Origin of the sequence: Janthinobacterium longum, assembly GCF_051380735.1 — a bacterium.
Lineage (GTDB): Bacteria > Pseudomonadota > Gammaproteobacteria > Burkholderiales > Burkholderiaceae_D > Janthinobacterium.
In genome coordinates this window covers 19,532-33,177 of the sequence record NZ_JBNYXQ010000013.1, presented here as the reverse complement: position 1 = coordinate 33,177, position 13,646 = coordinate 19,532, and the positions used below count along the sequence as shown (strand labels likewise).

Genomic DNA, 13,646 nt, shown 5'->3' with positions numbered 1-13,646 from the left:
TCGTGGAAAAGTCTGACCATGAGGCGGGCAGTGCTTGACCTTGCTTGCATGGGAAGGTTTATAGTGCTGTCATGAACCGCTACTTTCACCGCCACTTCGTGCGCTCACTGCTCTGGCTGCTGATCGCCGTGCTTCCCTTGCCGGGGTTTGCCGCTGCCATGCGCAGCTGCTGCCTGCCGCAAGAGAGCGTCGTGGAAGCAGTAGTGGTCAAGATCCAGGCGCAGCATTGCCACGCCATGGCTGACATGACAGCGACCATGCCAGCGCACGAACAGTCCGGCAAGACCATGGCGCACGGCCATGAGTGCGGCAGCGCTTGCACGTTTGTTGCCACCGCGCCGCCACCGATGTCGGCGCTGCAGTCATTGAGCCTGCGTGCGCCACCACCGCCGGCTGTAAGTCCCGTGCTGTTTTCCGGCCATATTCCGCCCGGCCCTGAACGTCCCCCGAGTAGCATCCGCTCCGCCTGACCGCCCGTGAACCTGGCGGGGTGCGCGCTCGCGCCCCATGCCAGCCTGCATTGCGTACCTGCAGCGTACGACTATTTTGTTATCGAAATCACCTACTCATGAAGCTTATGAAGCATTCAATTGCATTTGCCATGGCCGCATGCGCCTGGTCGCTGGCCGCCCGTGCCCAATCGCCTGCCCCCGAGGATCCACAGGTTGCCGTGCCTGCCGCCCAATACCGGTCCGCCTTCGACGGCTACCAGAGCGCTACCGAAGACGAGGCCACGCCCGATCAGACCTGGCGCACTGTCAACCGCAAGGTGGGCGAGGCCGGCGGCCACAAGGGCCATATGATGAAGATGGATGACCACACCATGCCCGTCAGCAAACCGGGTGCGGCCGAGCAGCACGAACAACACCGCGAACACCAGGGGCACTGAGATGGCCACCTTCCACACCTTGTTGCGATGGAGTCCGCTGGCCGCCGCCTTGCTGCTGGGCGGCTGCGCCAGCTTTACCCACGATGGCGGCATGCAGGCCGTGTCTGCGCTGGCCGATGCGCGCACTGGTGCGCCCGGTGCCTTGTCGGCTGCTGCCGGCGAGGACCGCGTAACGCCGTTGCTGGCCCAGCCTTTGAGCGCCGACAGTGCCGTGCGCATCGCCCTGGCCAATAATCCTGGCCTGAAGGCAGCGCTGGCCGAACTGGGGGCGTCGGAGGCCGACCTGGTGCAGTCCGGCCGCCTGCGCAATCCCGGCCTGTCATTTGGTCGCTCGCATGGTAGCGAAGGCCATGAAATCGACCGCAGCGTCAGCTTTGACCTGGCCGGCCTGCTGACCATGCCGATGCGCGTAAATATCGAGCGCGGGCGCTTCGAGCAGGCCAAGCTGCAGGCGGCAAGCCAGGCCGTGCAACTGGCTGCCGACACGCGCCGCGCGTATTTTACGGCCGTCGCTGCAGTGCAGACAGAAAAGTTCATGCAGCGCGCGCTGGTATCGGCCGTGGCCGGCGCGCAGCTGGCCACGCGCCTGCAGCAGGCCGGCAACTGGAGCCGGCTGGACCAGGCGCGCCAGCAAGTGTTTTATGCTGACGCCGTCAGCGACCTGGCGCGCGCGCGCCACCAGGCCACGGCTGCCCGCGAGCGCCTGACGCGCTTGCTGGGCCTGTGGGGCCGGCAGACAGCGTTTACCTTGCCGGACAGGTTGCCGGACTTGCCCGACAAGGCCGAGGAACCCGGCAATATCGAAGCACAGGCGATGGAGCAGCGGCTCGACGTGCAGATGAGCAAACTCGACTTGGAAGCCACCGCCAGTGCGCTGGGCTTGTCGAAAGTGACGCGCCTCGTCAATGTGTTTGAGGTCGGCTACACCAGCAAGAGCACCAGTACGGCGCCGCGCGAAAACGGCTACGAGGTGTCGCTGGAACTGCCTCTGTTCGACTGGGGCACGGCCCGCCAGGCACGCGCGCAAGCCGTCTATGAGCAGGCGCTGCAGCACACGGCGGGCACGGCCATCAACGCCCGTTCGGAAGTGCGCGAGGCGTATTCAAGCTACCGCACCGCCTATGACCTGGCGCGCCATTACCGCGATGAGGTGGTGCCGCTGCGCAAGACGATTTCACATGAAGTTCTGCTGCGCTACAACGGCATGCTGGCCAGCGTATTCGAATTGCTGACGGACGCGCGCGAGCAGGTGGCCAGCGTCAACGGCGCCATCGAGACCCAGCGTGATTTCTGGATCGCCCAAACCGAATTGCAGTCGGCCATCAATGGCAGCGGCGTAGCGACAAAGGAATAATGATGATTACACGTAGAAACTTTTTCATGAATGCGGGCGCCGTCGCCCTGAGTGCGGCGGCTGTCAGCCGGGTCGGCGCGGCCTCCCTGCCGGAAGCGGCCAGCATGGCCGGCGCCGGGACCCAGGCGCCGCCACCGCCGCCGAATGGCCGGCCGTTCAACCCGGTGGTGACCCTGAACGGCTGGTCTTTGCCCTGGCGCATGAACAACAATGTCAAGGAGTTCCACCTGGTGGCCGAGCCGGTGGTGCGCGAGCTGGCGCCTGGCATGATGGCCAATCTGTGGGGCTATAACGGCCAGTCGCCGGGGCCGACCATCGAAGTGGTGGAGGGCGACCGCGTGCGCATTTTTGTGACCAATAAATTGCCCGAGCATACCAGCGTGCACTGGCATGGCCAGCGCCTGCCGAATGGCATGGATGGTGTCACGGGCCTGACTCAGCCGGGGATTGCACCGGGCAAGACTTTTGTTTATGAATTCGTTGCCAGGCGCCCCGGTACCTTTATGTACCACCCGCATGCCGATGAAATGACGCAGATGGCGATGGGCATGATGGGCTTCTGGGTCACGCATCCGAAAGATCCGAATTTCATGAAGGTGGACCGCGATTTCGTCTTTTTGCTCAGCAACTACGATATCGATCCGGGCAGCTACACGCCGAAAATCATGACCATGACGGATTTTAATCTGTTCACCTTCAACAGCCGCGTGTTCCCGGGAATAGACCCGATGGTGGTGCGCCAGGGCGACAGGGTGCGCGTGCGCGTGGGCAACCTGACCATGACCAATCACCCTATCCACATGCACGGCCACGAATTCGAAGTGACCGGTACCGACGGCGGCTGGACCCGGCCCGAATCGCGCTGGCCCGAAGTGACCACCGATGTCGCCGTGGGGCAGATGCGCGCCGTGGAATTTACTGCCACCGACCCTGGCGACTGGGCCTTCCACTGCCACAAGTCGCACCATACGATGAATGCCATGGGCCATGACGTGCCCACCATGATAGGCGTCGACCACCAGGGCGTGGCGGCGAAAATCAACCAGCTGGTGCCCGGCTATATGGTGATGGGCGAGCGCGGCATGGCCGACATGGGCGAGATGCAGATGCCGATCCCCGACAATACCCTGCCGATGATGGCCGGCGATGGTCCTTTTGGCGCCATCGGCATGGGCGGCATGTTTACCACCGTCAAGGTGCGCAAGGACCAAAAACCGGGTGACTACCGCGATCCGGGCTGGTACCGGCATCCGAAAGGCACGCTGGCCTACGAATGGACCGGTGCCTTGCCGGAACCGGCGCGCGGGCAGGGCGCGGGCAAGCCGGCTGCGCCAGCAGCGGCAACGGTGGAAATGACTGTCAGGAAGCCTGTGGGCCACGGCGACCACTGACGTACCTGGCAATATGGCGGATTCACTAACACAAATGGCCGCTAAATGTGTTGTTTGGCATCAAGGAATTGTCGTTTTGTGACAATCCACGCTTTTCTTTATACGTATTTCCTTTATATTAATTTCGTGAATTCGCAGGCGGTGGTGCCTCAATCCGGGAGAAGATATGTTGAAGGAAATGAAAGTGGGTACGCGTTTGATTGCCGCGTTTTTTTGCGTCGCCTTGCTGGGCGCTATCGTGGCCGGCGTCGGCATTTATAACATGGGCAAGATCGACACCATGGCCGGCAAGATGTACCACAATGAGTTGCTGGGCCTGTCGCATATCAAGGAAGCCAATATTGCGCTGATCAAGGCAGGGCGCGCGCGCGGCAATTTTTTGCTGGCCACTACCGATGAAGAGCGCGCCACGCGCCGGGCCGATATCGCCAAATTTCTGGCTGCCAACAAGGCCAGCCTGGCCAAGGCGCAGCCGCTGTTCGTCACGCCGGCGGCCAAGGAACTGTTTGCCCGCTTTAGCACCGTCGAGGCAGAGTATATGACCGTGATGGCGCAGGCCTTGACCCTGGCTGCGGCCGAACCGCTGGCGCAGCGCAGCCCTGAATTGACTGCGCTGCTCAACAAGACGCGCGACCATGCGAATGAACTCGACAGCTTGCTCGACAAGCTCTCCGAGCAAAAGGAAATGCGCGCGAAAGAGGCGGCCGAGCAGGCATCAAGCGTCTACCAGACCAGCCGCAGCTTCATGATTGCGCTGGTACTGGGCAGCGTGGCGGCCGGCCTGGCGCTGGGCGCCCTGATCACGCGCAGCCTGACACGTCAACTGGGCGGCGAACCGGCTTATGCGGCCCGCATCGCCGGCGCGATAGCCGAAGGCGACCTGACGGTGGCTATCCAGACCCGTAGCGGCGACAGCAGCAGCTTGCTGTTCGCCATGCAAACCATGCGCGACAAGCTGGTCGGCATTGTCAGCCAGGTGCGTGCCGGCACCGAAACCATTGCCACCGCCTCCAGCGAAATTGCACAGGGCAATATGGACCTGTCCTCGCGCACGGAGGAGCAAGCCAGTTCGCTGGAAGAGACTGCCTCGTCGATGGAGGAGCTGACCTCCACCGTGCGCCAGAATGCGGAAAACGCGCGCCAGGCCAATACTCTGGCTGGCGCCGCCTCTGACGTGGCCGGCAAGGGTGGTGCCGTAGTGGGGCAGGTGGTGCAGACCATGGAATCGATCAATGCCTCCTCGCGCAAGATCGTCGACATCATCAGCGTCATCGACGGTATCGCCTTCCAGACCAATATCCTGGCCCTGAACGCAGCGGTGGAAGCGGCCCGCGCGGGCGAGGAAGGGCGCGGTTTTGCGGTGGTGGCGGCCGAAGTGCGCAACCTGGCCCAACGGTCAGGCCAAGCGGCCAGGGAAATCAAGGCCCTGATCGGTGACTCGGTGGCACAGGTGGAAGTTGGCGCCAGGCTGGTGCAGGATGCCGGCCTGACGATGGACGAGGTGGTGGGCAGCGTGCGCCGGGTAGCCGATATCATGCAGGAAATCACCGCTGCCAGCAGCGAGCAGAGCGCCGGCATTGAGCAGGTCAACATTGCCATCGTGCAAATGGACCAGGTTACCCAGCAGAATGCGGCGCTGGTGGAACAAGCTGCCGCCGCCGCCGAATCGATGCAGGACCAGGCCACGGCCCTGAGCGAGATCGTCAGCGTGTTTCGACTCGCCGGCACGGCGCCTGCCATGGTGGCGGCCAGCAATGTCACGCCGCTGCGCCGTCCGCCGGCCGCAAAGTCGCAGCACATGCGCCGCCTCGCCTGAGGTCGCTGTTGCGCGTCCCGCCTGCCAGGCCGCGCTTGCTTGTGTATCCTTCCGAACATACGGTTGTTGATCAGCGTACTACAATTGGGGCATCTATAAGGAGTGTCCCATGAAAAACCTCGTTCTTGCTGCCAGCTTGCTGGTTGCTGCCGCCAGCGCGGCCACCGCCTCTGCCGCCGTCACGGTCAGCATAGGCCAGCCCGGCTTTTACGGGCGTATTGACGTGGGAAACTATCCCGCACCGGAATTGATCTACGCCCAGCCCGTGATCGTCGAACGCCCGCAATATTATTCGGCGCGTCCGATCTACCTGCGCGTGCCGCCTGGCCACGCCAGAAACTGGTCCAAACACTGCCGCCGCTATAATGCCTGTAATCAGGAAGTCTATTTCGTCCAGGATAGTTGGTATAACAACCAGTATGCGCCCCGTTATCGCCAGCAGCACGCGCGTCCGCCCGTACACAGGCCGCAACCGCAGCATGGCCGTCCGGACCACGGACCGCAACATGGCCCGGACCGCGGTCACGGCCGGGACCATGACCGCGACCGCGACCACCATGACAACCGTCCCGGCAGGGGTCACGGCGATGACAGGGGTCATGGCGACCGGGACCATGGACGCCGGAATTAAGCATTTATCGAGGAGGCACTTTGCACAGTAAAATCGTGATCGTCGGTGGCGGGGCAGGCGGGCTTGAGCTCGCTTGCAAACTCAGCCGCAAACTCGGCGCCGGCCAGGTAACCCTGGTCGACAGCCGCCTCTACCATATCTGGAAGCCTTCGCTGCATGAAGTGGCCGCCGGCACCCTCGATATCCACCAGGAAGGCCTGTCCTACCAGATGCTGGCGCACGACAACGGCTTCAGCTATGTGTACGGTCCTTTGATCGCCCTCGATGCCGCTTCGAACAGCCTGACGGTGGGCGCGATAGGCACCGACAAGGGTGAACAATTGCTGCCCGAGCGGCAAATCGGCTACGACCAGCTGGTGCTGGCCGTCGGCAGCACCTCGAATTATTTCGGCGTGCCCGGTGCACAGGAAAACACGATTTCACTGAACGCCACCGAAGACGCCGAGCGTTTCCGCCTGACGTTGCTCAAGCTGCTGGCCATGGCCGAGCAACGCCGTGGCGACGCGGGCCATCCCGGCGTCGATATCGTGATCATCGGCGGCGGCGCCACCGGTGTCGAACTGGCGGCCGAACTGCGCGAAGCGAGCGGTGTGTACGCGGCTTATGGTTTCCAGAGCCTCAATGCCATCAAGGATGTGCGCATCACCCTGCTCGAGGGCGCGCCGCGCATCCTGGCGCCGCTGCCCGAGCGCGTCTCGCTTGCGGCCAATAAATTGCTGATGCAGCATGGTATTACGGTGGCCGCCGATACGCGCGTCACCTCGATCCAGGCCGACAAGGTCAATGTGGCCACCGGCACCAGCTACGCGGCCGATATCGTGGTCTGGGCGGCCGGCATCCGCGCCCCGGAATTCCTCGCTACCCTGGGCTTGCCGACGAATCGCGCCGGCCAGCTCGAAGTGACGGGCATGCTCAATGTGCAGGGTCACGCGAATATCTATGCGCTCGGCGACTGCGCCGCCTGCATGGGCGAAAATGGCAAGCTGGTGCCGCCACGCGCCCAGGCCGCCCACCAGCAGGCCGATTACCTGCGCAAGACCTTTGTGCTGCAGGCCAAGGGCAAGCCACCGCAAACCAGGCCGTATGAATATCTTGATTACGGCTCGCTGGTGTCGTTCGGCCGCACCACGTCGGTCGGCACCCTGATGGGCTCGCTCAAGGGCCTGAGCTGGTTTGTCGAAGGTTTTGTGGCGCGCATGATGTATGTCAGCCTGCACCTGATGCACCACAATGCGGTACTGGGCAGCGTGCGCACGGCCGTGATGGCGATGGGCCGCTTCCTGATCAAGCGCAGCACGCCGCAGGTCAAACTGCACTGATATCCTGGCTTCGACCCTCGCGGAGATGACATGAAACGATCGTTGAATACATTGCTTGCAGCAGCGCTGTGTGCGGGATGGGGGCTGGCACAGGCCGCCGCCATGGCTGCGCCGCCGCCGGAAACAGTGGATAAATTATCCTGGCTGACCGGCTGCTGGCAGGTCGATGGTGCCGAGCCCGGTTCTGGGGAGCAATGGAGCACGGCCGCTGGCGGCACCATTTTAGGCGCCAGCCGCACCGTCAAGGGCGGCAAGACCAGCGCGTTTGAATTCGTGCAGATCCGGCTGACCGTGCCGGGCCAGCTGGCCTACATCGTGCAGAGCTCGGGTGCGGCGCCGGTTGAATTCAACCTGCTGCGCCAGCACAAGCCGAACGAATTCATCTTCGCCAACCTCGATAATGATTTTCCGAGCCGCATCATCTACCGCCACGTCAGCGAGCGTGTCGTGCACGCCAGCATCGTCGGCACCTTGAAAGGGCAGTTGACCACGATTAACTTCCCGATGAGCCGCGTGCGCTGCGATGCGCAGGCCGGCGAGCGTTCCAGGTAGAACGAATTACTGCGGCGCGTTGCGCGGCAGTATTACCGTCAGGGCCGTGCCGCCTTGCGGATTGCCTGCCAGCGCCAGCGTGCCACCGAGGTAATGCACGCGTTCGCGCACCGCGCGCAAGCCGTGCTTGTGCAAGTCTGCGGGCAGGCTGGCCGGGGGGCCGGTGCCGTTATCCTTGATCGTCATCATCAGCGCCTCGTCATTGTCGTCGACGATGACGTCCACTTCCGTGGCACGGGCATGGGCGGCGATATTCGCCAGCCCTTCTTCCAGGGTACGCAGCAGGGCCACGCCCACATTGCGCGGGCACACCAGTTCATCTTCGGGCAGGCTGCAGCGTACGGTGACAGCATGTTGATCGGCAAATTGCGCGGCCACTTCGCCCAGCGCCACGTTAACGCCCAAAAATTCAAGCTTGTCATTCCACAGCTTGATCTGCATCTGGCGGTTCGTTTCGATCACATTCAGCAGCAATTGTTTCATGGTTGCCGCGCGATCGAGCAGCACTGGTTCTTGCGGCATTTTTTGCGTCAGCAGCGACAGATGCATGGTCAAGGCCGTCAGTGACGAACCCAGGCTGTCATGCAGCTGGCGCGACAGAGCGCGGCGCTCGTTGTCCCAGCTGGTATTGATGTATCCCAGCAATTCGCTGAGATCGGCGGCACGCGCCGCATCGGAGTGGGCCGCTTCCTTGCTCTGATCTGTTTGTGCGGACATGGCGCCCCATGAATGGTAAAGGTGTCAACCGAAATGAGGGGATCATACATGAGGATTTCATTGCGGGGCGCATGGCAGGAAAATTTCTGGCTTTCCGACAAATGTCATGACTTCCGGCGCACAGAGGGCCAAAGGGTGTGGTGGGACTGTGCGTTGTGCGTACGCTTGCGCACATACCAAGGTGCGAGCGCCTGCCATAGTAAGACGGTGCGCAAGCAATGCAGCAGGAGCGGCAACTACCGCCATTGCGGCTCGGGCGCGGCACCGGCCCCCACCAAACGAAAGGACATGCCATGAATATCGATACCATTGTTGATCAAGAATACTGTGCCAAAAGCTTCCGCGACATCGTCAACGCGCCCATCAGCGCCTTGCGCGGCGTCAGCGCCAAGGATGCCAAGGCCCTGAATCAGGCCTTTGGCGTGACCACGGTGCGTGAACTGGCCAATCTCAATTTCGTCAAATGGGCCAGCGCGCTGGCCATCCTGGCCGACGAAGAAGGCATGACGGGCGAAGAAAAAGCCAAGGAAGTGCTGCTTGACGATGCCGTTGAAATGACTTTCCCGGCGAGCGATCCTATTTCGGTCGATGCCGGCATCACGCGCATCGAAGTGGCGCCTGAAAAAGTCAGTGCCCAGCTCGATCACCAGCATGCCGGCAAGCATGAAGAAGCGGCGGCCAAGACACCCAAGTAAGCTTGACTGCCGGAACAAAAAAACCGGGATGGCGCATCACAGCGGCATCCCGGTTTTTTTCATGGGCCACGATAATCAGACGATCGAAATAACGCTCTGCCTGTTTGCCTGTACCACAGCCACCTCGTGCGGCGCGCAGCAATAGCGGTTCTTGCCGGATCGCTTGGCTTCGTACAGGGCAGTGTCGGCCGCGCTCAGCAGGGCCTCGACGGTGGTGGCGTCGTCCGGGTAGATGCTGATGCCGATGCTGGTCGACAGGCGCAAGGTCAGGTCGTTGATGAAATACGGTTCGGAAATGACTTCGATCAACTTGGCGGCCGGTTCGCGCGCGTCGCCCTTGCCAGCCAGATTGCCGAGCACGATCACGAACTCGTCGCCACCGATGCGCGCCACCGTGTCTTCCTTGCGCGAGGCGCTGCTCAGGCGCGCCGCCACCATTTTCAGGATTTCGTCGCCATAAGCGTGGCCATACGTGTCGTTGATGGCCTTGAAGCCATCGAGATCGAGATAGAGAATGGCCGATTTGCCGCGCACGCGGGCTGAATGCTGCAAAGTATGTTCGATACGGTCTTCCAGCAGGCGGCGGTTGGGCAGACCCGTCAGCGGGTCGTGCAGCGCCAGTTCCTGCTGCTGCCTGCTGTATTGCGCCAGTTCCTTGTACAGCAAACGCACTTCCAGCATGTTATAAATGCGCTTGTGCACCTCCATCAGGTCGAAGGGCTTGCTGATAAAGTCACGCGCGCCCGCTTCCAGGGCGGCGATCTTGAAACTCGGTTGCGCCGTCAGCGCCAGCACCGGCAGGTAGCCGCCATGTTCGATTTCCTTCAGGCCCTTCATGACCTGGAAACCGTTCAGTTCGGGCATTTGCAGGTCGAGCAAAATCAGGTCATAGCAATGTTCCAGGTGCAGCAGGCAGACCTGCGCCGGGCGCATGGTGGCCGTGACATTGCTGTAGCCGGCATCGCGCAGGATTTCCAGCATCAGGTCTATATTGTCCGGCGAATCATCGACGACCAAAATCTTGGCTTTCAAAATTTCATCTTGGCTAGGCATGGGGTATCCCGGTGAATTCTGTAAGGTCATCGCAAGCATCGTCCGCAGCGAGAGCGGCCAGCGAAGGAGCGCAACGATAGTAACCGCTTGCATCAAGACAGGGCGCACGCAAGACGATGAGTCCGCTTTATCCTTGTCTGGCAAGGGGCGTGCCTGTACTGGTTGATGGCTGCGCGATTAAATTTCAGTGTAGCAAACGGGTGTGAAGTTGCTTGTAGGACAGTGCCGCGTCTGGAAGTAGGAAGTCTAAACCAGATTGATGAATTTTTAGTCAGAAAGGTTTGTTTCTTTGTATTACTTTTTTTAATCCAATTTAACGGCGGTTTCAGCCATTTTTCCTGCCGGCGGCCAGGCGCGCCACCGTTGCCAGCAGTTCGGCCGGATCGAGCGGCTTGACCAGGTAGGCCTGGAAGCCACTGCCGAGCGCGCGCTGGCGATCTTCGGGGCGGGCAAATGCCGTCAGGGCCACAGTCGACAGCTTGCCACTCTGGTCGCTGCCGCGCGCGCGCAGCAAGGCCAGCAAGTCGAAACCATCGACATCGGGCATGCCGATGTCGCTCACCAGCACATCTGGCGGCATACTGTCGAACAGGCGCAGTGCTTCCTCGGCGCTGGCGGCGCTGGCCACGTCGGCATGGGCATCACGCAAGATGCGTTCGGCCAGCTCGCGCGCATCGGCGTCGTCGTCCACCACCAGCACCTTGATGCCGGCCAGGTCATGCGGCCGGGCCGGCTCCTCGCTGTGCTGGCGCAGGGCGGGCAGGCGCACGGTAAACGTGGCGCCCTGCGAGTCGCCGGGACTGCTGGCGGTGATCGTGCCGCCATGCTGCTCCACCAGGTGCTTGACGATGGCCAGGCCCAGGCCCAGGCCGCCATGCTTGCGGGTGGTCGAGGCGTCGGCCTGGCGGAAGCGCTCGAATACATGGGGCAGGAAGTCGGCGCGGATGCCGACGCCATTGTCGGCGATCGTCAGCACCAGGCGCGAGCCCTCGCGCACCACGCCTATGTCGACTGCGCCGCCTTGGGGCGTGAATTTGAGCGCATTCGACAGCAGGTTCCAGATGACCTGCTGCATGCGACCGGGGTCGCCCGTCATGGTGCCGGCGTCGGGGGCGATGCGGGTATGCAGGGTGATGTGCTTGGCATCAAAGGCCGGGTGGAGTGTTTCGATGGCCGAGGCGATCACGGTGGCCGGCACGATGGTCTGCATCTCGAGCATCACTTTGTCGGAGGTGATGCGGCTCATGTCGAGCAAGTCTTCGATCAGCTGAGCCTGGGCGCGCGCATTGCGCTCGATGCTGTTCAGTCCGCGGTGCAGATCGGCCTCATCGCGCGTGCCGCGCCGCAATACCTGTGCCCAGCCCAGGATCGCCGACAGCGGCGTGCGCAATTCGTGCGACAGGGTAGTCAGGAATTCGTCCTTCAGCTGGTTCGTGCGTTCGGCCTCGGCGCGTGCCTCGCGTTCACTGTCGAGCAGCACCTTGCGCTCTTCCGCGGCGTGCCGTGCTTCCACATACAAACGGGTATTGTCGAGCGCGACAGCGGCCTGCGCAGCGATGGCCGCCACGATGCGTTCACTGCGCTGGCTGAACATGTCTGGCTGTGGATGGCCGACCAGCAAGCGGCCCAGCAACTGGCCCGAGCGTGAGCGCACGGGCAGGCTCAGGCAGCTGCGCACCAGCGGCGCGTGCCCATCGTTGCCGCCGTCCGGTACCGCTTCGAAATTATTGTGGCGCATGGCCGGGCCAGTGCGCAGATGGGCGTCGATCGCGGCGGCCTGGCGCACCGTGATCCCGCTGACGGCTTGCGCCACCGTCAGCAAGGCGTCGCTCCCGGTCGCATCGGCCGCGTGTTCGGCATCATAATAAAAGGCGCCGAAGCGCGCGCCGCTGATGCGCGTGGCGGCGTCGACCGTCTCTTGCAGCAAGGACGTCAGGTCGAGCGTGCTGGCCAGTGTGGCGCCGGTGCTGTTGAGCAGTTCGAGCACGCGGGTTTCATCGCGCAGCGCCTCTTCGACCTGCTTGACTTGGTCCACGTCGGTGCTGGTGCCGAACCAGCGCAGCAACTGGCCGTCGCGGTGTACGGGATTGGCCCGCGTGAGAAACCAGCGGTACTGGCCGTCGCTGCCAAGGATGGGAAATTCCATTTCAAAGGGCTTGGCTTCGTCCAGCGCAGCATGCCAGCCGGCCAGCATCTGCGTCAGGTACTGCGGATCGTAGGCCCTGCACCAGCCTTCGCCAGCCATCTCCAGGGGCGTGGTGCCCGTGTAGTCATGCCAGCGCTGGTTGTACCAGACCACGGTGCCGTCGAAATTGGCGATCCACGCCAGTTGGGGAATGGAGTCGGCCAGCGCGCGCAAATCTTCCTCGTTCTGGCGCACGCTGTATTCGTCGGCCTTGCGCTGGCTGATATCGTGCAGATGAATAGTGAGACCGTCGGCGCCGGCAAAGATGCGCACTTCCAGCCAGCGGCCCAGTGGTGCATGCAGCAGCTCGAAACTGTGGCTTTGCTGCAGCGCCATGGCACGTCGCAAGTGCGTTTCCAGCTCCGTGCCCTGCATGTCCGGGCAAGCCTGCCACAGATCGCTGCCGGCCAGTGCGGCGCCGTCACGATGCCGAGGCGCCAGCATGGCAGCGCCACGCGCATTGATATAGCGGATGGTCCAGTTGGCATCGAGCACGCTGAAGCCATCGGTGATGCTTTCGAGCACCGTGGCGATGCCGGCATCCGACAGGCTCAGCGGTCCTGTGGGAGGAGGCGGTTTCTGCAAGCGATCACGCTTAACCATCGGAAATCCCGTGTGTCAGGCCGTCACGGGCTACCGTCACTGAGTTCATTGAATGGATCATGAGGGGAGCGATCATGTGGTTTTACCGGCCAGGTTCTGTCTGTCTCGCAGTCATTGTATCCCCAAGCGTGCTTACGCTTGCACACGCTTGCCCTTGTCATATCTTCAATCCTGTGGACATCCCGTCAACCTGCCGCCAGGTGCGATCTGCCAGGCTGATACAGACGTTTTGTACAGATAGCACTGGACACGCCGCAGTGCAGTCCCTATAATCCCGCTTCTTTCGAGGCAGCAACATCTCGAGCGCTGCAAGCCTTCCGTGAAAGCGGAATACCACAGCGCGAATGGCGTCCGCTTCTCGGGTGCGAAAAGGGCTGGTTCTTGCAGTGCGGTGCTTTGCGAAAACCGGCTAAGCGATTGAAAAATCGAACTTTTCAAAGC

The 13,646-nt window shown here is 62.3% G+C and carries 12 protein-coding genes; 9 read left to right on the top strand and 3 right to left on the bottom strand.

Annotated elements, in window-relative coordinates; translation table 11 throughout:
• The first annotated feature begins 71 nt into the window (after positions 1–71).
• The 8 genes from ACQ4WM_RS22970 (at position 72) to ACQ4WM_RS22935 (ending at position 7,952) form a co-directional block, all read left to right on the top strand.
• Positions 72–470, top strand: coding sequence for a hypothetical protein (locus ACQ4WM_RS22970; protein ID WP_436548970.1), 399 nt, complete (start codon positions 72–74; stop codon positions 468–470).
• Positions 471–577: 107 nt separating this feature from the next.
• Positions 578–889: a hypothetical protein gene (locus tag ACQ4WM_RS22965; protein ID WP_436548969.1), complete on the top strand. Its 312-nt coding sequence runs from the start codon at positions 578–580 to the stop codon at positions 887–889.
• A gap of 1 nt (position 890) precedes the next feature.
• Positions 891–2,243, top strand: a complete 1,353-nt coding sequence (locus ACQ4WM_RS22960; protein ID WP_436548968.1) for a TolC family protein — start codon at positions 891–893, stop codon at positions 2,241–2,243.
• Positions 2,244–2,245: 2 nt separating this feature from the next.
• Positions 2,246–3,634: a multicopper oxidase family protein gene (locus ACQ4WM_RS22955; protein ID WP_436549029.1), complete on the top strand. Its 1,389-nt coding sequence runs from the start codon at positions 2,246–2,248 to the stop codon at positions 3,632–3,634.
• A gap of 166 nt (positions 3,635–3,800) precedes the next feature.
• Positions 3,801–5,450: a methyl-accepting chemotaxis protein gene (locus ACQ4WM_RS22950; protein WP_436548967.1), complete on the top strand. Its 1,650-nt coding sequence runs from the start codon at positions 3,801–3,803 to the stop codon at positions 5,448–5,450.
• A 109-nt stretch (positions 5,451–5,559) separates the two neighbouring features.
• Positions 5,560–6,081 (top strand): hypothetical protein, encoded by a 522-nt coding sequence (locus ACQ4WM_RS22945; protein WP_436548966.1) that lies wholly within the window; start codon positions 5,560–5,562, stop codon positions 6,079–6,081.
• Between the two features lie 20 nt (positions 6,082–6,101).
• Entirely contained in the window at positions 6,102–7,400 is a 1,299-nt protein-coding gene (locus tag ACQ4WM_RS22940; protein WP_436548965.1) for an NAD(P)/FAD-dependent oxidoreductase, read from the top strand.
• A gap of 30 nt (positions 7,401–7,430) precedes the next feature.
• Complete coding sequence (locus ACQ4WM_RS22935; RefSeq protein ID WP_436548964.1) at positions 7,431–7,952, top strand: DUF6265 family protein; 522 nt, start codon at positions 7,431–7,433, stop codon at positions 7,950–7,952.
• Positions 7,953–7,958: 6 nt separating this feature from the next.
• Here the strand turns inward: ACQ4WM_RS22935 and ACQ4WM_RS22930 are convergent, their stop codons facing one another.
• Positions 7,959–8,669, bottom strand: a complete 711-nt coding sequence (locus ACQ4WM_RS22930) for a sensor histidine kinase (protein WP_436548963.1) — start codon at positions 8,667–8,669, stop codon at positions 7,959–7,961.
• A 293-nt stretch (positions 8,670–8,962) separates the two neighbouring features.
• On the opposite strand from ACQ4WM_RS22930, the gene ACQ4WM_RS22925 reads away from it, so the two are divergent.
• Positions 8,963–9,364, top strand: a complete 402-nt coding sequence (locus tag ACQ4WM_RS22925) for a hypothetical protein (protein WP_436548962.1) — start codon at positions 8,963–8,965, stop codon at positions 9,362–9,364.
• Positions 9,365–9,439: 75 nt separating this feature from the next.
• On the opposite strand, the gene ACQ4WM_RS22920 is transcribed toward ACQ4WM_RS22925, so the two are convergent.
• Positions 9,440–10,417 (bottom strand): diguanylate cyclase domain-containing protein, encoded by a 978-nt coding sequence (locus tag ACQ4WM_RS22920; protein WP_436548961.1) that lies wholly within the window; start codon positions 10,415–10,417, stop codon positions 9,440–9,442.
• Positions 10,418–10,742: 325 nt separating this feature from the next.
• Complete coding sequence (locus ACQ4WM_RS22915; protein ID WP_436548960.1) at positions 10,743–13,205, bottom strand: hybrid sensor histidine kinase/response regulator; 2,463 nt, start codon at positions 13,203–13,205, stop codon at positions 10,743–10,745.
• Between the last annotated feature and the right edge of the window lie 441 nt (positions 13,206–13,646).